The following is a 21,120-nucleotide window of genomic DNA, read 5'->3' as shown; positions in this document are numbered from 1 at the left end:
TTCAACCGTTCTGCCTTGTTTCTCTCCGTCAACGCGCCGCCCCGGTGATTGGGCAGCCGCTCGATGGGTTCGCTACCCACTGCCCGATGGTACCGCTCATGGTCTGGGCCAGCCGATCGATCAATTGCTGGTGAGCCAGCACCAATTCGCTAATCCCGCCGCTCGTTGCCTGCCTGAGCACGCTCGAACAGGTCAGGTTACGCCGCCCATGGGTCGCCGGGTCACTCAAGCCCAGGCTCCACACCACATCGATCAAGGCGTATTGTCCGGGCACGGTCTCGAAACGGCGCACGTCCGGGCGCACGCTCAGCACAGGCAGGCCACCGGCGCGTGGTAGCCCAGCCACGTCCCGCGTGCCGAGCCGTTGCTCGAGCCGCTGGGTGAGCGCATCGTGGAATTCGTCAGCCAGGGGCGCGCCCCAACGCTCGCTCTCCAGGATGGCGAGGCTGCCTTCACCCTGGCGAATCACCAACTGCGGCTGGTCTACCTGAACCGGCATGCGCACTTGCTGCATCTCGAACTGATAGCCTGGCGCGGCGGCGGGGAGATGCCCGGCCTGGTCCTGGGGCGCCAGCAGGGTATGGTATCCCGTCGGGGTGGAGGCGCAGGCGGCAAGCAGCACTGGCAAGCCCAGCGTTCGAACACGGGCAAGAATGGCGTTCATCGGGCTTCGGACTCCCTGGACGTGGATGTGGTGGAGCGATAGGCATCAGGCTGACCCTCGCGGGTGCGCCCACGGATCAGCGCCTCCGGATGACGGCCCAGGTAATCGGTCAGTGCTCGCACGGACTTGGCGGTGCGCTCGACTTCGCCCAGCGCATCGCCCAGCTGTTGACGCTGCGGAGAATCCTCGCCAAGGGTCTGCTCGGCCGCGGCCAGGGTCTTGCGGGTCTGTGCCAAGGTATCGTTCAGCTGCGGCAACATGCTGGTGTTGACCTGCTGCAAGGTCTTGCTCATTTCACTCAGGCTGCCGTTGAGGTTGTTGGCGATCTGGTCCAGTGGCAGCTTGCTGAACTTGTCCACCATGGCTTGCAACTGCTCCTGGAGTTTGTCCAGGCTGCCGGGAACCGTGGGGACCTGCAAGGGCCGCGCCGCCATGTCGAAGGCTACCGGCGGTGCCTTGGGCACGAAGTCCAATGATATGTACAGCTGGCCGGTGATCAGGTTCGCCGTGCGAGCCTGGGCTCGCAACCCCTGCTTGACGAAGGCGGCCATCAGCTGTGCCGAGCGTTCATCGTCTTCAGCGCCCCATTGGGAGAGGATTTTCTCATGGGCCTTGCCCAGGCGCGCCGGGTAGATCACGGCACCCACCATGGTCGGGAAGGTTTTCTTGTCCAGGTCGTAGTCCAGGTCCACGGATACAACCCGCCCGAGGTTGACGCCGTGAAACTCCACCGGAGCGTTGACCGCCAACCCACGCAGCGCCTGGTCGAAGCGCATGCGAATGTAGCGCGGCTCGCCATCGGGGGGTGCCAGTGCCGATTCCTGATCATCATAAAGCTCGAACTTGGCATGTTCCGGCGCGGCAGTGTTGTCTGGACTCCAGCGGGGCTCCACAAAGGCAATGCCCCCGGCCAGGATGGCGGAAACCGATTGAGTATTAACCTTCAGCCCATTGGCGCCAAGGGAGACGTCAACGCCGCTGGCATTCCAGAAACGCGAGTCAGTGGTCACGTACTGGTCATTGGGAGCGTTTACGAAAATCTCCACGTCGACGCCCTTGCCATCCTCGGCCAGTTCATAGGAGATCACCTGGCCGACCTGGATGCGCCGGTAATAGACCGGGGAGCCGATGTCGAGTGATCCCAGGTCTTCGGTACGCAAGGTAAATCGCCTGCCGCGCTCGCCATAAGTGATGGCCGGCGGTGTTTCCAACCCCACGAAATCTTTGCGAGTGTCCTGGGCCGACCCAGCGTCGGCACCGATGAAGGCACCGGAAAGAAGGGTGTCGACGCCGGATACCCCTTGGGCGCCGATGCGCGGCCGCACCACCCAAAAGGTGGAGTCGGCCGCGGTGAAGGCCTGGGCCGAGGCATTGAGTGCCACGCTCGCCACGACATGGGAGCGGTCTGGTGCCAGTTCGATATCCGTTACCCGGCCAATCACTACGTTCTTGTATTTGACCTGGGTCTTGTTGGCCTCAAGCCCTTCGGCGGTCTGGAACTGGATATTGATGGTGGGCCCGGCCGACAGGCTGTCATGCACCAGCATGGACAGCCCGACCAAGGCTGCCGCGATGGGCACCAGCCATACCAGCGATACATTGAACCGCCGTTTGCGTACGGCGGGCGCCGTGACGCCAGCAGGCCCGGCGGGCTGTCCTTGCTCAGTCATCGTTTACCTCAGCATCCCAGATCAACCGGGGATCGAAACTCATGGCGGCGAGCATCGTCAGCACTACCACCAGGCCAAAAAAGAGAATCCCCAGGCGGGGCTCGATACTGCTTAGCGCATTGAATTGGACCAGCGCGGTGACCAGGGCCACCACCAGTACATCGAGCATGGACCAATAGCCGATCAGCTCGATGAAGCGGAACAGCTTCGAGCGTTCCCGCATCGCCCAGCGGCTGCGCTTCTGAACGGTTATCAAGAGAAAGCCCAGGATGAAGAATTTCAGCGACGGCACCACCACGCTGGCGAAGAAGATCAGCAGGGCGATGTCCCAGGAGCCGCCTTCCCAGAACTCGATCACCCCGCTCATGATGGTGTTCTCGCTGGCATTGCCGAACATGAGGGTATTCATCACCGGCAGCAGGTTGGCGGGTATGTAGAAGATCAGTGCGGCGATGAGGAAGGCCCAGGTACGCGCCACGCTGTCGGGTTTGCGCCGATGCAGGGAGGATTGGCAGCGCAGGCAGTGCTGGCCGGCCAGGGGGCAAGCGTTGCCACAGACATGACACAGTTGCAGACCCGCTTGGATGGCGTAGGGCAGGCCGCTCATGGCAGGCGCCCTTCGAACTGGCGCCACAGGTAACGTACCTGCCGGCTGCCCAGGCTGATCAGCAGCACCGTAAGCATGGCCAGGGCCCACAGGCCTACACCCGCGTGCACATCGAGCATCCCCCCGAGCTTGATGATGGCGACCAGTATGCCCAGCAGGCAGACCTCCAGCATGCTCCAGGGCCGCAGGTGTTCCAGGGTACGCATGCACAGGCGAAAGCCTGGGGCGACTCGGTCCAGGCAGGCGTGTCCCAGCACCCAGCAAAGCAGGGTAACCTGCAGCAATGGCGCCAGTATGATGGTCAGGCCCGTGACCGCGGCCATGGGAGTGATGCGTCCCTGGTTGAGCGCTTCCACCGACTGCAGCAGGGTAGCCGCATTGCTCAGGCCTTCCAGGCTGATCGAGATGACCGGAAAGGCGTTGGCGAACACGAACAGAATCGCCGCGGTCAGCGCCAGGGCAAACTGCTGCTGCGTGGTCGAGCGACGTCCCCGTTCCAGGACCGCGCCACAACGCAGGCACGCGCTGCTCTCGCCAGGCCGCAAGGGCACGGGGCGGTACAGCGTGTCGCAATGCTCGCAGATAAGCCAGGCAGGGGCGATTGGAGGGGTAAAGGGCATGGGGCAGCATTCTCTTCAAACTGAGGGCCGCTGTCTATGGAAGCCGCGCGCCTGGGGTTTGGAAAGCGCCAGCGGGGAAAATATCCCGCCGTGGCCAGGCAAAAGCCTTGCCCGCTGGCTGCAGTGTGCGCATGCTCGCGCAAAACTGACGAAGGCAGGGATAGCATGGCTGCGGTATTGGGGATCACTTCGCCCATTTTCATTTTGATTGGCCTGGGTTACCTGTTGCGCCGGTTCGGCCTTGTCAGTAGTGAACAGGTGCGCGGACTAGGCGCCTTCGTGATCACCCTGGCGTTGCCCTGCCTGTTGATTCAGGCCCTGGGGCAACGCCCGATCGGGCAGGTGCTGGAGCCCGGCTACCTGACAGCCTATGCCCTGGCCTCGCTGCTCAGTTTCGCGCTTGGCTGGGCCGCCTTCAGGCGCGGCGGCGCCAGCAGGACGGAGGCGGCCATCGCCGGGCTGGGCCTGTGCGTGGGCAACACTGGCGTGATCGGCTATCCCGTTGCCCTGATGGTCGCAGGGCCCGGCGCGGCCGTCGCGTTGGCCTTGACCATGCTGCTGGAGAACCTGCTGCTGGTGCCACTGGGGCTGGCCCTCGCCGAGGCGGGGCGTGGGCAGGGAGGGGGCGCCAGGCGGATTATGGAGGAAACCCTGGCGCGCTTGAGCCATAACCCGCTGATTATCGGTATCGTGCTGGCCCTGATGCTGTCGCTTACCCGCTGGTCAGTACCGCCACCCGTCGCGCGCGTCATCCAACTGCTGGCCGAGGCATCGGTGCCGGTCGCGCTGGTGGCCATTGGCGGGGTGCTATACGGTACACCGGTCGGCGGGCATCTCCGGCAGATAGCCGGTGTAGGTCTCGGCAAGCTGCTGTTGCATCCGGTACTGGTGGCTGCCGCCATGTGGCTGGTCGGCGGCATCGAACCCCAGCTGGCGCTGGCTGGAGTGCTCCTCGCCGCGGCTCCGATGATGAGCGTGTATCCCATCGTGGGCCAGCGCTTCGGTCTGGAAGAGCGTTGCGCGGCTACTCTGGTGATGACTACCCTGGGGGCCTTTCTCACCATGAGCGCCTGGTTGGGGTTGGCGCGGTCACTGCCCTAGTGGCGCGTTGTCTAGCGCGCGCCTCGCTTGAGCAAATGCCTGAGCCCTGCCATGACCAATACGGCTACCGCCGCCCAGATAGCGGCGTAGGTGGGCCATTGCTCAGGGGCGATGGTTTCGCCAAGCATCAGCGAAACCGCTACCAGCAGCACCGGCTCGACATAGCTGAGCAGGCCGAACAGGCTGAACGGTAACTGGCGGCTCGCCAAAACATAACTGACCAAGGCCAGCGCGCTGATCACCCCGAGGCCGGGAATCAGCCACCAGAGCGCTGGGTGCTGGGCCAGGTCCGCTTCGCTGAGCGGGCCGGTGCGCACGAAGTAGAGCGCGGCAGGGGCCATCAGCAGCATGTCGGTCCACAGGCCGCCCAGGTGATCGGTACGCAGGCGCCGCCGCAGAATGAAATAGGCCGGGTAGCCCAAAGTGACCAGCAGCGTCTCCCAGGCGAAACTGCCGTGGCGCGCCAACTCATGCCCTACACCCAGCGCGGCCAGGGCCACGGCGATCTTCTGGGGGCGGGACAGCGACTCGCCCCACAGCAGCTTGCCGGTCAGCACCATCGCCAGCGGCAGGAGAAAATACCCCATGGAGACTTCCAGGCTGCGGCCATGCAGGGGCGCCCAGAGGAACAGCCAGAGCTGCAAGCCCATCAGGGCGGACGTGGCCATCGACCCAAGCAGGCGTACCGGTCGCTGGGCGATGCGTCGCAGCACCCCCGCGGCCAGCCGCCAGTCGCCAGTGATCAGCAGGAACAGAGTGACGCAGGGTAGGGTCAGCAACATTCGCCAGCCGAACACTTCCTCGCCGGTCAAGGGCTGAAGGAACGAGGTGTAGTAGTACATCAGGGCAAACAGCGACGATGCGAGAACGGATGCAGCGATGCCTCGGAACACGAAAACCTCTATTGGCTAAGATCAGGGCGCGGCGGGGCCGGCACGTTACCCTAGCGCGGCGCAGGATGCCAGTTGCTCGGCCCTTGGGCGGGCACTGCTTATATAGTCGATGAATGCATCGGCGTGCATGGGCCGGGCGAACAGGTAGCCTTGTAGGTAAGCCACGCCATGGCTGGCCAGGTAGGCGTGCTGGGCCGCGGTCTCGACGCCTTCGGCAACCACGTCCAGCCCCAGTTTCGCGCACAGGGCGATGACGCTGTCAACGATATGTCGGCTAAGCGCCTCGGTGTCGATCATCGCCACGAAGCGCTGGTCGATCTTCAGGTAGTCGACCTGGAACTGCTGTAGATAGGCCAGGCTGGAATGCCCGGTGCCAAAGTCATCCAGAGCGATCTTCACCCCCAGCGCTCGCACCGCTGCCAGTCGCTCCAGGGTTTGCGCAGTAGGCACGATCAGTTCACGCTCGGTCAGTTCAAGTACCAATTGCACATGGCCCTTGGGAAACTGCTCAAGGAACTCACGACAGTCCTCGACCAGGGTAGGCGCCTCGCAATGAGCGGCCGTGAGGTTGACCCCTACATGGAAGCCAGCCTCCAGGCATGGAAGCTGCGGCGCCAGGATCGCAGCCGTCTGGCGCAGCAGGTCACGGGTCATGGGCACGATCAGGCCGCAGCCTTCGGCGTAGGGGGTGAACAGATCGGGCCGGATGAGTCCGTCTTCCGGATGCTGCCACCGCATCAACACCTCCAGGCCCGTGCAACGTCCGTCGTCGCTGGCGACGATGGGCTGGAAGAAAGGAATGAACTCGCCAGCGGCCAAGGCGCGCTCCAGTTCCTGGCGCTGCGACCCCGCACGTTGCCGCTGCCAGTACGTGCCCAGCGCCGCCGTCAGGCCCAACAGCCCCAGCAGGGCCAGGATGGGTGCGTCCCTGAGCCACTGCCGTTCGGTGGCGGACCCTGGGTAACCACTGAGGATGGAAAACGGATAACGCGTGGACGCCGCCATGCTGGCCGCCACCTCGAAGCGGGGTGGCTCGTTGGCTGCTACCGTGCCATCCGCCTTCAGCCAGGCCGCGCCTACTTTCAGGATCAACTGGCTCCCCGGCTCGGCAACGGCCAGGGCGTTGCCCAGGTGCTCTGCATCCACGGTGGCCAGAGCCGAACCCTGGGTGGTGGGATGGCGATAGACCAGCAACGCACGGCCTGGGGTCACCCGGTCGGCGGCGAACAGGCGCAAGCGACCAGCCACGAAATCGCCAGCGGCCAGGGCTTCGCTGTAAGGGCCCTGCAATGAGGTGCAGTAAACGGTGTCAGGGGTGGCTAGCGCGGTACTGCGCACATAGGGGTTGCCGGTCACCTGACGGCGCAGTTCCAGCACCGCCTGCTCGCACGGCTGGCCAGGAAGGGCCGCCAGTGCCTGCGCGGCGGCGGCCGCGTTGTCCAGTACCCGCTCCAATGCAGCCACGGCCTGGGCGGCTTGAAACCTCGACTGGCTGGCAAGATCGCGTTCGGCCTGCCAGCCTAGCAAGGGGAAGCCGGCAGCCAGCGGCAGGAGGGTGATCGCGGCCAGGCCCAGCCAGTGGCCAATGGATAGGTGAGGCTTGCGGCGAAGCGGCATGACAGGCTCCAGTCAGAGGCAATGGGCTGGCGCTGCTTCGCGTCGTAGCCCTGGGCTGGCGGCATGATAGACGTATGTAGACGAAAGTGCTTGAGCGCTGTGTGTCCTCGCATTCCAGGCCCCGCGCATCAGCAGCGGAACGATGCGCAAGCGTCACTATTTGGCGGAGCGCTGCATGTGAGGAGAAAATTACGAGGACAAAGCGGATTACGGTAAGTAGAATCCAATTACGCATAAAACAATAAGGCCAGGCGGAGGCCCTCGGATGCAGTCATTCGGTTTCCAGTTGCTGCTGGGCGACCACCTGTCGCGAAGTACCCGCGGGCTGCCTGGCGCGCCACCTTTCGATGCTCGTTGAGTACCGGTTCATTCCATTTACTACGAGCGTTCGATCATGCCTGATATCTTTGAAAACCCCATGGGCCTGCAAGGCTTCGAGTTCATCGAGTTTGCTTCACCCACTCCGGACGTGCTGGAGCCCGTTTTCGCCATGATGGGCTTTACACATGTGGCCAACCATCGTTCCAAGCAGGTCCGCCTGTATCGCCAGGGCGAGATCAACCTCATCCTCAACAGCGAGCCACACAGCGTGGCTTCCTACTTCGCCGCCGAGCATGGGCCTTCGGCTTGCGGCATGGCGTTCCGGGTAGCCAATGCCCAGCAGGCCTATGCCAGGGCGCTGGAGCTTGGAGCCCAGCCGATCGAGATTCCCACCGGGCCGATGGAGTTGCGGCTGCCTGCGATCAAGGGCATTGGCGGCGCGCCCCTGTACCTGATCGACCGGTTCGGGGAAGGCAGCTCCATTTACGATATCGACTTCGTGTTCCTGGAAGGGGTGGACCGGCATCCGCGCGGAGCGGGCCTGAAAATCATCGACCATCTGACCCACAATGTGTATCGCGGGCGGATGAGTTACTGGGCCGGGTTCTATGAGAAGCTGTTCAACTTCCGCGAGATTCGCTACTTCGACATTACCGGCGAGTATACCGGGCTGACCTCCAGGGCCATGACCGCGCCCGACGGGCTTATCCGCATTCCGTTGAACGAAGAGTCCTCCAAGGGCGCAGGGCAGATCGAAGAGTTCCTCATGAAGTTCAATGGTGAGGGTATTCAGCATGTGGCCTTCCTCACTGACGATCTCGTCGCGACCTGGGATGCCCTGAAGGCCTTGGGCATGCGGTTCATGACGGCGCCTCCGGCTACCTATTATGAAATGCTCGAGGAGCGCGTACCTGGTCACGGCGAGCCCACCGAAGCGCTGCGCAGCCGCGGCATCCTGCTGGATGGTGCCAGTGAGGCCGGCGACAAGCGTCTGCTCTTGCAGATATTTTCCGAAACCCTGCTTGGGCCTGTATTCTTCGAGTTCATCCAGCGAAAGGGTGATGAAGGTTTCGGAGAGGGCAACTTCAAGGCCTTGTTCGAATCCATCGAGCGAGACCAGGTTCGTAGAGGCGTTCTGCAAACATCATGAAGGTTGAGGCAGCAGGCAGGGTGACAGCTGCCTCCTGGCCTAACGCTCAGAGTTCGCGTCGTGGCCGTGTCAACAGCCAGTGGCACAGCCCGCCGCTTAATATGGACCCCATCATCAGGGTACCGAGCAACGTGGTCAGCTTGCCGGTGAGCAGGTTCACCAGGTCCTCGGCCGATACACTGCTGTGCATGGCATAGTCATAGCGGGCCGACAGGGTCTGCGCCCGGTAGCGGGGGTTCTGGCGAAGTTCTCCTCTCAGCAGTGAGCCGTCATCCCAGAGGTACATGCCATTGACGTTCATGGCTACATCCGTGCTGCCGCTGATAAGGTCCAGTCGATCCACCAGTACCCGGTTGTCTATCAGCACTTCCACGCCATGGGTGCCGTCGTCATGGAGCGAACGCAGGGTGCCATGGTCCTGGACGCGGCTTCCCGGGTGCTGGAGTGTCAGGGTCGAGGCGCGAAGATCACCCGGCACGGAGCGGTTCGGCCCGGCAGGCGCGCCAGTAGTCCCGTTGACGCTGTGGCAATAGGCTTTGCTCTTGTACAGCAGGCTGGCGGAGCGTACCCAGGGGTTTTCACTGACGACGGCGCGCAGCGTGGGCAGGACCGTTTCGCAGCGTTGCCCCAGTAACGGCACCAGGGCCTCGGAAGTACCTGTGACTTCGTCCAGTAAGCGGTCGATACTGGTGACCGCAGCCTGGCCGATGGCGATGTTCTGTTTGCGCAAAGCGTCGTCGACCATCGCCCAGGTCAGCCCGAAGCCTGCAATGAGCGGCACGGCTGCCGCGCCAAGCGACCAGGCCAGCGCCGAGCCTGTTGAACGTTGTGGGCCTGTCATGAGCATGTCCATCCTCAGCTGCCGTTGATATGACGCAGCCTAGAGATGAACCCTTGCCCCGTAGAGGCCTGGCGGGCGATTGTCACCATGGGAAAGCACGCGATGCTTTGAAGGAATACGCCTGGCGTTGGGAGATTTATTGACCTGCGACAGGGAACGGATCCGTTTGATTGCGGTTGCCGGCTGGTTGGTCAAGAATGGTCCTGTCGTTGTGCTCAAGGCCTAGCCGATGCTCCAGTCAAAGATGTTGTCCTTCCCTTATTCGCAAGGTGCGATGAGCGACCGGATTCGTAGCTATCCGTGGCAAGACAGCCCCTTGGGGCGCTGGCAGGGCTGGCCGGATTGCCTCAAGCATGGGCTGTTCTCCATCCTCGAGTCGCGCTTCCCGCAGTGTCTTATCTGGAGCGAGGCCCAGCACACGTTCTACAACGATGCCTTCGCTGGTCTTTTGCATCAGGGAGCGCCCGTGGTGGGGCAACCCTTCGAGGCCTTATGGCCGCACGCAGGGCCTCGGCTGGCGCCCATGGTCGCTCGCGCTTTTGCCGGGCTGGCCTGTCAGGGTGAGGACCATTGCCTGCCGGCCGAGCGCAATGGGCACCGGGAACCGGCCTGGTATACCTTCTCCTTCAGCCCGCAACGGGATGCCCAGGGTCAGGTGGTAGCTGTGCTGGGCACTGTGCTGGAAACCACGGCTCGGGTCCAGGCCGAGCGCGACCTCAAGGCATTGGCCAGCCAGTTCGAGCGGGAGATAGCCGAACGTACGGCCGACCGTAATCGGCTATGGCAGCTTTCCACCGACATCATGCTGGTTACCCAGGCTGACCTGGTGATAACCGCGGCGAATCCGGCCTGGGAGACGGTGTTGGGCCGCACCGAGGCAGAGTTGCTTGGCAGCAGCATCCTCGATTATCTGCATCCCGATGACGTGCCAGTGTGCCAGCGGGCCGCGCAAGCATTGGCGCAAGGCCAGACGCTTCGCGACATGGACTGTCGCTTGCGGCACAAGCGCGGCGGGTACCGCTGGATCAACTGGGCAGCCGTGCCTGGGGGAGGCTTCTACAATGCGGTAGGCCGCGATGTGACGGTTGAACGCGAGCGCGCCGCCGCGCTGGAACAGACCGAAGAACTATTGCGCCACAGCCAGAAGATGGAGGCGGTGGGGCAGCTCACTGGGGGATTGGCCCACGACTTCAATAACCTGCTCACCGCTATATCCGGCAGCCTGGAACTGATGAGCAGGCGTCTCGAGCAGGGCCGTACGGAGCAGCTGGAACGCTACATCGCTTCGGCCCGAGGCGCCGCTGAAAGGGCCGCGGTACTGACCCACCGGCTACTGGCCTTTGCCAGGCGACAGACGCTGGATGCCAGGCCGGTACCGGTGGCGGCACTGATTGAAGGACTGGAAGCCTTGATACAGCAAACCTTGGGGCCGAGCATCCACTGTATCTGGGAGCTCGGCAATCCGGCCTGGTGCGTGATGGCCGATCCGAACCAGCTGGAAAGCGCCCTGTTGAACCTGTGCATCAATGCCCGAGATGCCATGCCAGGGGGTGGTAGTCTCAGGCTCGGCTGTGCGCTTCACGAGCAACGAGCCGAGGCAACCGGCGGCGAGGCCCTGGCGCCGGGTGCCTATGTAGTGATCCGGGTCACCGATTCGGGCACTGGCATGGGCCCCGAAGTGCTTGCCCGGGTATTCGACCCCTTCTATACCACCAAACCCATGGGCCAGGGCACGGGGCTCGGGCTTTCGATGGTGTACGGCTTCGCCCGGCAATCCGGCGGGACTGTGCGCATCCAGTCCACGCCTGGCCAGGGAACCAGCGTTGATATCTATTTGCCGAGGGTCGCCTCGGCGGTGGTAGCACCGGAGGTTCCTAGCTCGCCCGTGCAACCTGCCCAGGCCTCGGAAACCGTACTTCTGGTTGACGATGAAGCCGAGATCCGTTCGTTGCTCGCTGAAACCCTGCGAGGACTCGGCTACCAGGTGGTGTGCGCGGCGGATGGCGCGGGGGCCTTGGATGAACTTCGGCGCCCCGCGACTATAGACATTCTCGTCACAGACATAGGATTGCCGGGTGGGCTCGACGGTCGTCAAGTGGCGCAGGCCGCGCGCAGCCTACGCCCTGGCCTGCCCGTGCTGTTCATCACCGGTTATGCCCAGCAGCCCGAGAGGCCGCAGGGTGGTCGGGATCAAGGGATGGACACGCTGACCAAGCCCTTTTCCCTGGAAGAGCTCGGGCGACGTGTCAGTCAACTGCTGGGTCATCCGGCCGCAGGATAGCGCTTGCTCTCGGTGCTTTTCGCTGCGGGCTCGTTGTCGCGTGCCTGTTGGGGTTGGGCTGTGGAAACCTGGTCTTCACCCTTGGCAGTCTTGCGCTCCAGCACCAGGTAAAGCAGGCAGGCGATGGCCAATGGAAGCAGGAAGTACAACGCCCGATAGGCAATCAGCGCGGCCAGCAAGGCCCCCTTGGAATATTGCCCTTGCAGCAGCGAGATGAAGATGGTTTCCAGTACGCCCAGCCCCGCGGGAATGTGTGTGATCACGCCTGCGATACTGCTGATCAGCAGAATGGCCAACACCGTCAGGTAATCGACCTTTTCCGGGAGTAGCGTAAAGATCAATGCGCCCATCAGCGCCCAGTTGCAGGCGCCGGTCGCTGCTTGCAGCGCGGCCAGGCGGAAGGACGGAAGGGTGATTTCCTGGTTGCGCACGCGCCAGGTCCGACGCTTGGAAAAGCGACAGGCCAGCAGGTAGGCGCAACCGGCCAAGACCATCGCTACGCCGATCAGGCGCAGCCCGGTGGTACCTATCTTCACGCTATCAGGCAGGGCAGGCAGGCCCATGGCGAATACCACGCCGCCTAGCAGCAGGTAGCCAAGCCAGTTGGTGACCAGGCCCAGGCTGAGGATCTTGGTGATGGTGGCTACGCTCAGGCCCAGCTTGCCATAGAGGCGGTAGCGCAGGGCGATCCCTCCCACCCAGGAACTGAGGTTGAGGTTGAAGGCGTAGCAAACGAAGGCCAAGGGCAAGACCTTGGTGGTGGGCAGGCGGTGCCCTGTATAGCGACGCGAGATCAGGTCGTAGGAACTGAACACCAGGTAGCTGAGTAAAGCCAGGCCACCCCCAATCAGCAGGGTACTGAGCTTGTATGAGCGCAACGCATGGGTGACCTCTGCCCAGTCCAGGTTGCGTACGAGCATGAACAGCAGCACGGGCACTAGAATGAAACAGCTCCAGGTCATCAGCCGCTTGGCCCATAACCATTTCTTCGAGCGCGGCTTGCGTTGACCGCCTGGGTTGCTGGCCTCGGCGGCTGGATCCACGGGGCGGTTCATAGGCTTTTCCCAGGGTTGAGGGCGTTGCCGGGCTCGGCCGTCTCGTTGACGGTCGTCCAAGGCTTGAGCCGTGGTGAATGGGCAGGTAACAGGCCGATCCAGGCCGGGAAATGACGCAGGAAGTGGAAGCTGAGGAAGATCAGCGGTGCTCGCCACCAGTAACCGCGCAACACGCGTTGCAGAGTGATGCTTTTGCATTCCTGTTCAGCCAGCTGGCTGAGGTGATCATAGAGCCGTTCATTGAACGCTGCGTCGTCGATGACCAGGTTCGCTTCCAGGTTCAGCGACAGGCTCAAGGGGTCCAGGTTACTGGAGCCTACGGTGGACCAGCGTTGATCGACCAGGGCGACCTTGCCGTGAAGCGGGCGCGTGGTGTATTCACGGATGACCACGCCGTCGCGTAACAGATAGTTGTAGAGCAGCCGGGAACACAAGCGAACCAGGGGCATGTCCGGCATGCCTTGCAGGATCAGTGTCACCTTTACTCCGCGGCGCGCGGCGTTGCGCAGGGCCCGCAGCAGGCGATACCCGGGGAAGAAATAGGCGTTGGCGATCAGGACTCGCTCGCGGGCGCCTTCGATGGCCTTTAGGTAATGGGCCTCGATGTCGTTGGTATGCTCGTTGTTGTCGCGGATACTGAGCAGCATCCGCGCCCGGGCGCTGTCGGGCTGCAGCGGTACCCGCTCGGTGAGCCAGGGCTTGGGCTCGCGCTTGACCCGGCTGGTCTGGTCCATCAATGCCAACGAGGCGCGGTGCAAGTCAGCCACGATCGGTCCACGTACCTGGACGGCATAGTCCTGTTTGGCCATGGGGCCGAAATCACCCAGATGGTCAGCGCAAAAGTTGATCCCGCCAACGAAGCCGATCTCACCGTCCACCACCACGATCTTGCGATGCAGTCGGCGGAACAGGTTGGTACGCATGCCCAGCATGGGCTTGCTCGGGTCGAATGCCAGTACCCGGACTCCCGCCACGGACAGGTCATGCAGCGTCTGCGGCGACAGTTCAGCGCTGCCATATCCGTCCACCAGCACTTCCACCCGTACTCCGCGGGCGGCGGCTGCGGTGAGTACTTCTTGCAGTTGGCTGCCCACCTTGTCATCGCGCAGGATGAAGGTCTCGATCAGCACTTCTTCGCGTGCCTGGGCGATGGCCTCGAATACGCTGGTGTAGAATTCCTCGCCATTGATCAATAAGGCGATGGCGTTGTTGTCGCGCCAATGTTCGCTCACAAGCGTACCTCCACGGCCAGGGGGACATGGTCGGACAGATGCGACCAGGGTTTGCGTGACAGTGCCAAGGGTGCGTGGGCTGTGGCATTGCGCAGATAGATGCGATCCAGGCGCAGCAGGGGAAAGCGGGCGGGGAAACTCCGCGCGGGCGCGCCATGGGCCTGGGCGAAGGCTTCGAGCAAACCGCAACCGGCAAGCACCTTGTCGGCTTGCTGACGCCAGTCATTGAAATCGCCAGCCACGATCACTGGCTCATCGGCGGGCAGGCTGTCCAGCAATTCGCAGAGCAGTTGCAATTGTCGCTGGCGTTGGTTTTCGCGAAGGCCCAGGTGCACACAGATGGTATGCACCTGTTCATGCCCGGGCACCGCCAGCACCGAGTGCAGCAAGCCGCGCTCTTCCTGCCCGGCGACGCTGACGTCATGGTTTTTGTGATGAAGGATAGGAAACTTGGAAAGCAGGGCATTGCCGTGCTCGCCATCAGGGTACACGGCGTTACGTCCGTAGGCGAACACTGGCCAGATGCTGTCGGCCAGGAATTCATATTGAGGCACATCGCTCCAGTTGTCATAGCGCTCGCCATGACGCCGGTGCACGCCTAGCACTTCTTGCAGAAATACCACGTCCGCGGACGTCGCGCGCACGGCTTCGCGCAGCTCGGGCAGCACGAAGCGCCGGTTCAATGGGCTGAAGCCCTTATGGGTATTGACGGTGAGGATGTGCAGGGCATGCACGGGCGGGGCTTGTTCGGGAAGCACATCCGCGGCCGTGACCTGCTCATCCCGAGGCCGGAAATCCTGTGTTGCCATCGGCCAAGCTCTCCAAAGCGGTCGGTTAACGGTCCTGATAGTCGGACTGACCGGGTCTGGGATGGTTCAGCGGTCGGCGGGAGCCCACCGGCTGCGCGCAGTGAACTTCTTGGATCACTGGGGCTATGGCTCGAAGAACGGAGTGGATTACAGTGGACGCATCGGGGATGGGCTGGCGCAGAACGTGCACTCCCTCAGCCATTTGCGCAACCTATGCTTTGGGCTCGTCCCAGTCGCTACGCGTCGCAGCCGTCAGCGCATCCCAGTCATTAGGAGGGTTGCCGTGGCCCAGCATCTTCTCGAATACGGCATAGGGATCGGATTTGCTGCCTGCGGACCGCAGGGTATTTTCGTCGTTGACCCATGCATAGACGATGACCTTGGACCTTGAGTCGTAGCGAAAAAACAGCCGAAAGCGTCTGCCAATTTTTGCGCGGCGCCAATGTCTGTAGGCGGTGCCCAGCGTATTGCCTTGGCGGAACTCATCACGGCCTGGGTCGGCTGGCACAGCCTCCATGATCAGATGGCTCAATGCCCGAAACAGCTTGACGTTGGCGTTGCCCTCAAAACCTTGCGGATCGTTCTGCTCGGCTCGGGCGGCGGCTTCTTGCAATTTGCGTAGCTGTAAAATCACACCTTCATGAAATAACAGTGACCAGCCATGTCGCAGCATCAGATCGCGACCTCACCCTCGATATCTTCGTCCAGGTTTACAGAGTGGTTTGCGTTGGCGAGCATGGTTTGCGCCAAGTCTTCCTGCAGAGTGGAGAGGTTGCGGCCGCCTCGGATATCAGCCTCCAGCAAACCCAGGAACGCACCGATAGCAGGATCTTCGTGGGCCGTTTCTACACGGCTGACCACGATTACACCCTCGCGTACGTCAAATGCAATCTTGCCACCTGTATCAATGCCCAGCAGCTGGCGAACGGATTTGGGCAGTGTGACCTGCCCCTTCGAGGTCAACGTGGCGATTTCGTAGATGGCAGGCATAAGGTTCTCCTGAATAGGCAGGGCGGATAGTAAGGAATAATCCTTACCCGGTCAATTTCGGTTCTAGGCTTAAATGCACAGAGGATTGTTCCGCCTCCAGCATCAGGAGTGTGGATGCCCGGGTATTGGGTGACACCTGGCCTTCGGCTGTGGCGTAGGGAAGGTATGGCCATTGGGTGTGAATGGAGCTCCACGGTCTATGACAAGACGGAAGTGACCAGTTGAACAATCTGCCCGACGACGCCTAAAGACTATCCGGATCGCCAAAGAACATCTGCAGCCGCGAACGCAGCCAGCGCTCGCTGGGGTCGTTGTCCTGCGCGCCGCGCCAGGCCATGTGCAGCTCGAAGGTTTCGATGTCCAGGGGAAGTTCCTCGGCGCGAAGGCCGCCGGCCGCGGTCAGGGCGTCAGCGGTGTAGTCCGGTACGGTGGCGACAATGTCGGTGCCGGCCAGCAAGGTGCCCAGGCCATTGAACTGGGGCACGGCCAGCACCACGTGGCGTTTGCGCCCGAGTTTTTCCAGGGTGGTATCGATAAAGCCGCTCAGGTCGCCGGCATAGGAAACCAGGGCATGGGGCCGGGCGCAGAAGTCGTCGAGGCTCATGTTGCCCGGCATGCTGTCGGCGCGCAGCAACCTGGGGCGGCTGCGGCGCAGTACCTTGCGCTTGGCATTGGCCGGCAACTCGCTGGTATAGCTCACCCCAACCGAAATCTCGCCCGAGGCCAGGAGGGCGGGGATCAGGATGTAGTTGACCCGGCGTACCACCAGTACGATACCGGGAGCTTCGGCGCGCAGGCGCTTGAGCAATGACGGCAGCAAGGCGAACTCGACGTCATCCGAGAGGCCGATCCGGAACACCGCGGTACTGGTGGCAGGGTCGAATTCGGCGGCGCGGCTTACCGCCGTGGAAATCGAATCCAGGGCAGGGGACAGGAGGGCGAAGATTTCCGTGGCCCTGGCCGTGGGCTCCATGCTGCGACCGGTACGTACGAACAAGGGGTCGTCGAACAGATTGCGCAGGCGCGACAGCGCGGCGCTGATGGCCGGTTGTCCGAGGAAAAGTTTTTCCGCGGCGCGGGTGACACTGCGCTCATGCATCAGGGTCTCAAAGACAATCAGTAGATTCAGATCGACGCGGCGAAGGTCGTTACGATTCATCTCGATCGCTCGGGCAGGAGGTCGGGCGCAGGCATATTACGGGTATCGAGCCCCAGCCTGCACGGCAATTATTAAATCCTGGCCAGCCGCATTGAATTGGCGATCAATAACAGGCATGTTGACTATCAATCTCCCTCGGTGGTGATGCGGTCAATGCCCGGATAACCTACGGGGTAATAGAAGTGATCAGACGAGGTTAGCGATGTCCCGCACAATCCGTTTTCACAGGTTCGGCCCGGCCGAGGTGCTCAAGTGCGAAACGCACGAGGCGCGGCAGCCAGGGCCCGGTGAGGTGCAGGTGCGCGTCGCGGCCATCGGCATTTCCTGGTTCGATGTGCTCTGGCGGCAGAACCTGGCCCCCTCCCAGGCACGCTTGCCGGCGGGCATCGGCCAGGAAATGGCCGGTATCGTCACCGCGGTGGGCACCGGGGTCGAGGCGTTCAAGGTGGGCGACCGCGTCGCCAGCTTTCCTGCGGCCAGCGCCAATGACTACCCGGCGTGCGCCGAGGACGTCATCATGCCGGCGGCGGCCCTGACCCGTTATCCGGATATCCTCACTCCAGCCCAGGCGGCAGTGCACTACACGCCGTTGCTGATGGCCTGGTTCGCCTACGTGAACCTGGCCCGCGTGCAGCCTGGCCAGAGCGCGTTGATCACCGACGCCAGCCATTGCGCCGGCCCCGCCTTCGTGCAGATGGGCAAGGCGTTGGGCGTGAAGGTCTTCGCTGCCACCCGTGACGAGGCGCAACGCGCGGCCGTCACGGACCTGGGCGCGGACAAGGTCATAGTGACCGAAGAGCAGGACCTGGTGCTGCAGGTGAACAAATACACCGATGGCAAGGGCGTGAACATGGTCTTCGATGGGCTTGGCGGTCCTCAGATGTCGGTGCTCGGCGATGTGCTCGCTCCCCGGGGTGCGCTGGTGCTCTATGGGCTGCAAGGCGGCAACCAGACGCCATTCCCGGCCTGCGCGGCCTTCCAGAAGAACATCCAGTTCCATGTGCATTGCCTGGGCAACTTCACTGGCAAGCCGGAACTGGGCATTCATCAGGACGAACAGGCGGTGCGCGTGGCCCTGACCAACATCAATCAGCTGACCGCCGATCGGGTGCTATCGCCCCAGGCCATCAAGGTCTTCCCTTTCGAGCAATTCGTGGAAGCGCATCGCTACATGGATGACTGTCCCTGCAGCGGCCGGGCCGTTCTGGAGCTCAACGCCTAGGGCGCGGGGTCATGCTTGGGTGCAAGCCTCGGTCTTCCGGGGCTTGCGCCGGTTCAGGGTATTTTCCTACTTCTCAATCAGAATCCTCTGTCAGCGTTTCGCCTGCTGCCAAGGGTGCCCTGCCATCTTGCCATGAGTATTCTTCGCGCCGTCCCTGGTCTGCGCCAGGTTGCGAGGAAGAAATCATGAGCGAAATGCACGAGCAAGCCCTGAACAGCATCTACCGACAGGTATTGCAGCGTCTGCTGAGCCTTCATACCCATGCTGAGCGACACGCCCTGATGAACCTGGCCGAGCGCCTGGGCCGTCAGCACCAGGCCTCGTCCCAATGGCGGCCGGTGCTAGTGTGTGGCGCCGATCGCGACAGCTTGCTGGCCATGGCCTTGCTCAGGGCTAGCCAATTGCTGGTGGCCGGCAGCCTGGGCGAGACCTTTTCCTTGCGCGTGATCATTCCAGGCGCATCCGGCATCGCCCAGGCGGACCACGAAAACGTCAGGCGCGCCCTTGGCGCCCTGTTTATGACCGAAGACCCTCGGGTCGAACTGTTACTGGGCACGCCTGCAGAGCTGCAGCCGTACGACACGATCAGGCCCGCCCCAGCAACGACGCCGGATACCACCGAAGGGTTACTGGCGGGCCTCTGGGAGGCGCGGGCGGAACACGGCAAGGGGCTGGCGCCGGGCTGCCTGCGGGCCCTGGCCCAGCTGGCGTTGCGCGCACTCGAGCGTCCCGGACATGACCAGCTGGTCGGCGCGCTGGCGCCACCTTTGGCCTGGCGAGCGCTGGCACGGGCACGCCGGCAGCTCAGGGCGGGGCGAGGGCGGGCCGCAGTCGCGGCGCCACCGGGCCTCGGCTGGCTGCCGTACCTGGCGGGCAATGGCGAAGTGCCGAGCGTGGCGCGGGTTCAACCCTTGTTGCCCTTCATGGATCTTCATCCGATCTTGCCAACCAGCACCAAGCGACGGTGGCAGTTGGCCATGCAGGGGTTGGGCATGCATGTGGATCCGCTTGGCGCGGCCGCTGGCTTGCCCGGCTGCGCAGACCCTTTGCTCGAAGCGCATCTGGCAGGCCTGGCAGCCCATCATCGTGGCCAGGACTATCAGAGCGGATTGGCCGCGCACCTTCGTCCGCGCCTGGAGCGCCTGCGCCAGGAGGGAGTGCCCGTACGTACACTTGGATTTCTCAGGGCGCATTACCTTGGCGAGGCTGGCCGCACCCTGCAGGCGCAGCGCCTGAGCCAGCATGCGGTCGAGAGGTTGGGATTGACCGAGACGCAGCTCAGTTGCCTGTTGCACGACCCTTTCCGTGACCGTGGCGCGCGCTTGCAGAGCTTCCTCGCGCACTGTCATCCCACCGAGATGCATCGGGCGCCGCAATTGCGCCGCGCCCTGGAAGGGCAGCCCGGCAACGTGGAACAGATACATTGGCTACAGCAGGTCAGCGGGCTGCCCATACCGCTGTTGCGACAGCTCTACGTCCGCCGTTCGGCGGGGCAGCCCTCAATGCTTCCCCGGCTTCCCTGTCTATGTCAGGGGCGACGCGCTACCGCGCCAGCAGCCATCATCCTGGGTCAGGCGCGGCCCTCGCAACCGTATCGATCGAGCGAAAGGGCTGGCCAAAGATAATCAGCTGGAGTACAAATGTACTCCATGGATACTTTACCCCTTACCCCTAAACGCCGCGCCATCCTCTCGTTCATCCGCGAGCGGATCTCCCTGCACGGCCAGCCGCCGAGCCTGGCGCAGATCAGCGAGGCCTTTGGCTTTGCGTCTCGTAGCGTGGCACGCAAGCATATCCAAGCGCTGGCCGAGGCCGGATACATCGAAGTGCAGCCCCATCAGGCCCGCGGTATCCGCTTGCTTGACCAGGCCGGCAAGGCCGGGTTGGTACAGGTGCCCCTGATGGGGCGTGTGGCTGCAGGTGCCCCGATTCACCCCGACGCTGGGGTTCATGACCATCTTGTGCTGGACGTGAGGCTGTTCTCGCGGGTGCCGGACTACTTGCTCGAGGTGCAGGGGGATTCGATGCTCGAGGATGGCATTCTTGATGGTGACCTCGTGGGCGTGCAGCGCTTGCCGGAGGCACGCAATGGGCAGATCGTGGTCGCGCGACTGGATGGCGAGGTCACCATCAAGCGTTTCGAGCAGGGCGCCGGTGGGGTACGGCTGCTACCACGCAACCCTGCCTATGCGCCCATAGAGGTGGGCAAGGACCGGGACCTGGCCATCGAGGGTATCTTCTGCGGGCTGGTGCGGCGATGAGCGCGGCGGTGGTCAGCCTCGAAGGGCTGCTTGACACGCGCCGTGTGTGGAAGGGGCGAGCTATCGCCGATGACCTGCCCGCGCAGGTTACCCAACCCACTGGCCATCGAGGCCTGGACCAGGCCCTGCCCCTCGGTGGCTGGCCTCCCGCGGCCCTGAGTGAAATCCTGCTGCCCGCCGACGGAAGTGGTGAACTGCATTTGCTCTGGCCAACCCTGGCCCGGCTGACCCAGGGGCAGCAGCATGTGGTGCTGGTTGGCCCGCCCTTCATTCCCTATCCACCGGCGTGGCAGGCCGCCGGGGTAGACTTGCAGTGGCTGACCTGGGTCCGCGCCGAGGGCAAGGACGCGCTCTGGGCGGCTGAACAATGTCTGCGTTCGGGCAGCTGCGGGGCCGTGGTCTGCTGGCCCGGCACTGTGGACGACCGCGCCCTGCGTCGGTTGCAGGTAGCTGCCGAAACCGGTCAGGTGCTTGGTTTCGCCTTGCGCGGCAGCCAGGCGGCGGGTAATCCGTCACCCGCGGCCCTGCGCATCGCGCTGTCGGTTCAACCGGCAGGCTTGAACATCCTCAAATGCCGTGGCGGCTTCCCTCCAGCCCGCCCGGTGACCTGGTCGGCCAATCCTTGAG

20 protein-coding genes are annotated in these 21,120 nt (G+C 63.2%); 7 read left to right on the top strand and 13 right to left on the bottom strand.

What is annotated here, in order from left to right:
• Window positions 1-28: 28 nt before the first annotated feature.
• The 4 genes from BN1188_RS19870 to BN1188_RS19855 are packed head-to-tail and all read right to left on the bottom strand — an operon-like array spanning window position 29 to window position 3,561.
• Window positions 29-664 carry a PqiC family protein gene (locus BN1188_RS19870; protein ID WP_052469404.1) on the bottom strand — a complete coding sequence of 212 codons (636 nt, stop codon included), beginning with the start codon at window positions 662-664 and terminating at the stop codon, window positions 29-31.
• Window positions 661-2,334 (bottom strand): PqiB family protein, encoded by a 1,674-nt coding sequence (locus BN1188_RS19865; RefSeq protein ID WP_040263381.1) that lies wholly within the window; start codon window positions 2,332-2,334, stop codon window positions 661-663. Before BN1188_RS19865 ends, BN1188_RS19870 begins: the two co-directional genes overlap by 4 nt.
• Entirely contained in the window at window positions 2,327-2,941 is a 615-nt protein-coding gene (locus BN1188_RS19860; protein WP_040263379.1) for a paraquat-inducible protein A, read from the bottom strand. The genes BN1188_RS19865 and BN1188_RS19860 overlap by 8 nt, the downstream gene beginning before the upstream one ends.
• Complete coding sequence (locus tag BN1188_RS19855; protein ID WP_040263377.1) at window positions 2,938-3,561, bottom strand: paraquat-inducible protein A; 624 nt, start codon at window positions 3,559-3,561, stop codon at window positions 2,938-2,940. Before BN1188_RS19855 ends, BN1188_RS19860 begins: the two co-directional genes overlap by 4 nt.
• Before the next feature lie 165 nt (window positions 3,562-3,726).
• Between BN1188_RS19855 and BN1188_RS19850 the strand changes: the two genes are divergently transcribed.
• The gene (locus tag BN1188_RS19850) at window positions 3,727-4,662 is read left to right on the top strand and encodes an AEC family transporter (protein ID WP_040263376.1); all 936 of its coding nucleotides are present in this window, start codon (window positions 3,727-3,729) and stop codon (window positions 4,660-4,662) included.
• 11 nt (window positions 4,663-4,673) lie between these two features.
• On the opposite strand, the gene rarD is transcribed toward BN1188_RS19850, so the two are convergent.
• Together rarD and BN1188_RS19840 are read right to left on the bottom strand one after the other, a co-directional pair.
• Window positions 4,674-5,555 carry an EamA family transporter RarD gene (gene rarD / locus BN1188_RS19845; RefSeq protein ID WP_040263374.1) on the bottom strand — a complete coding sequence of 294 codons (882 nt, stop codon included), beginning with the start codon at window positions 5,553-5,555 and terminating at the stop codon, window positions 4,674-4,676.
• Window positions 5,556-5,600: 45 nt separating this feature from the next.
• On the bottom strand, window positions 5,601-7,172 hold the full coding sequence (locus tag BN1188_RS19840; protein WP_040263372.1) for an EAL domain-containing protein: 1,572 nt from the start codon (window positions 7,170-7,172) through the stop codon (window positions 5,601-5,603).
• A 394-nt stretch (window positions 7,173-7,566) separates the two neighbouring features.
• On the opposite strand from BN1188_RS19840, the gene hppD reads away from it, so the two are divergent.
• Window positions 7,567-8,643, top strand: coding sequence for a 4-hydroxyphenylpyruvate dioxygenase (gene hppD / locus BN1188_RS19835; protein WP_040263369.1), 1,077 nt, complete (start codon window positions 7,567-7,569; stop codon window positions 8,641-8,643).
• Window positions 8,644-8,689: 46 nt separating this feature from the next.
• Here the strand turns inward: hppD and BN1188_RS19830 are convergent, their stop codons facing one another.
• Window positions 8,690-9,484: a CSS-motif domain-containing protein gene (locus BN1188_RS19830; protein WP_157395828.1), complete on the bottom strand. Its 795-nt coding sequence runs from the start codon at window positions 9,482-9,484 to the stop codon at window positions 8,690-8,692.
• A gap of 229 nt (window positions 9,485-9,713) precedes the next feature.
• Here BN1188_RS19830 and BN1188_RS19825 point away from each other — a divergent pair, with 229 nt between their 5' ends.
• Window positions 9,714-11,765 (top strand): hybrid sensor histidine kinase/response regulator, encoded by a 2,052-nt coding sequence (locus tag BN1188_RS19825; protein ID WP_052469403.1) that lies wholly within the window; start codon window positions 9,714-9,716, stop codon window positions 11,763-11,765.
• Here the strand turns inward: BN1188_RS19825 and BN1188_RS19820 are convergent.
• The 6 genes from BN1188_RS19820 to BN1188_RS19795 all read right to left on the bottom strand — a co-directional run bounded on the left by BN1188_RS19820 (window position 11,747) and on the right by BN1188_RS19795 (window position 17,010).
• Window positions 11,747-12,820: a lysylphosphatidylglycerol synthase domain-containing protein gene (locus BN1188_RS19820; protein WP_052469402.1), complete on the bottom strand. Its 1,074-nt coding sequence runs from the start codon at window positions 12,818-12,820 to the stop codon at window positions 11,747-11,749. The two genes, BN1188_RS19825 and BN1188_RS19820, sit on opposite strands and share 19 nt — an antisense overlap.
• Complete coding sequence (gene clsB, locus BN1188_RS19815) at window positions 12,817-14,052, bottom strand: cardiolipin synthase ClsB (protein WP_040263366.1); 1,236 nt, start codon at window positions 14,050-14,052, stop codon at window positions 12,817-12,819. Before clsB ends, BN1188_RS19820 begins: the two co-directional genes overlap by 4 nt.
• Entirely contained in the window at window positions 14,049-14,861 is an 813-nt protein-coding gene (locus tag BN1188_RS19810; RefSeq protein WP_040263364.1) for an endonuclease/exonuclease/phosphatase family protein, read from the bottom strand. The genes clsB and BN1188_RS19810 overlap by 4 nt, the downstream gene beginning before the upstream one ends.
• Window positions 14,862-15,072: 211 nt before the next feature.
• Window positions 15,073-15,534, bottom strand: coding sequence for a type II toxin-antitoxin system YhaV family toxin (locus BN1188_RS19805; protein ID WP_040263362.1), 462 nt, complete (start codon window positions 15,532-15,534; stop codon window positions 15,073-15,075).
• A complete protein-coding gene (locus BN1188_RS19800) occupies window positions 15,534-15,851 on the bottom strand; it encodes a type II toxin-antitoxin system PrlF family antitoxin (protein ID WP_040263360.1) in 318 nt (105 codons plus the stop codon). The genes BN1188_RS19805 and BN1188_RS19800 overlap by 1 nt, the downstream gene beginning before the upstream one ends.
• A 244-nt stretch (window positions 15,852-16,095) precedes the next feature.
• Entirely contained in the window at window positions 16,096-17,010 is a 915-nt protein-coding gene (locus tag BN1188_RS19795) for a LysR family transcriptional regulator (RefSeq protein WP_040263358.1), read from the bottom strand.
• A 202-nt stretch (window positions 17,011-17,212) separates the two neighbouring features.
• Between BN1188_RS19795 and BN1188_RS19790 the strand changes: the two genes are divergently transcribed.
• From BN1188_RS19790 to imuA, 4 genes are all read left to right on the top strand, one after another.
• Window positions 17,213-18,232 carry a zinc-dependent alcohol dehydrogenase family protein gene (locus BN1188_RS19790; protein WP_040263356.1) on the top strand — a complete coding sequence of 340 codons (1,020 nt, stop codon included), beginning with the start codon at window positions 17,213-17,215 and terminating at the stop codon, window positions 18,230-18,232.
• A 185-nt stretch (window positions 18,233-18,417) separates the two neighbouring features.
• On the top strand, window positions 18,418-19,857 hold the full coding sequence (locus BN1188_RS19785; RefSeq protein ID WP_040263354.1) for a hypothetical protein: 1,440 nt from the start codon (window positions 18,418-18,420) through the stop codon (window positions 19,855-19,857).
• 15 nt (window positions 19,858-19,872) lie between these two features.
• Window positions 19,873-20,493: a transcriptional repressor LexA gene (lexA, locus tag BN1188_RS19780; RefSeq protein ID WP_040263351.1), complete on the top strand. Its 621-nt coding sequence runs from the start codon at window positions 19,873-19,875 to the stop codon at window positions 20,491-20,493.
• Window positions 20,490-21,119, top strand: a complete 630-nt coding sequence (gene imuA / locus BN1188_RS19775) for a translesion DNA synthesis-associated protein ImuA (RefSeq protein WP_040263349.1) — start codon at window positions 20,490-20,492, stop codon at window positions 21,117-21,119. The genes lexA and imuA overlap by 4 nt, the downstream gene beginning before the upstream one ends.
• Window position 21,120: the final 1 nt, after the last annotated feature.

It is taken from the genome of Pseudomonas massiliensis, assembly GCF_000826105.1.
Taxonomy (GTDB): Bacteria; Pseudomonadota; Gammaproteobacteria; order Pseudomonadales; family Pseudomonadaceae; genus Aquipseudomonas; species Aquipseudomonas massiliensis.
The sequence above is the reverse complement of the archived record's forward strand: the minus strand, read 5'-3'. Positions and strand labels throughout refer to the sequence as shown.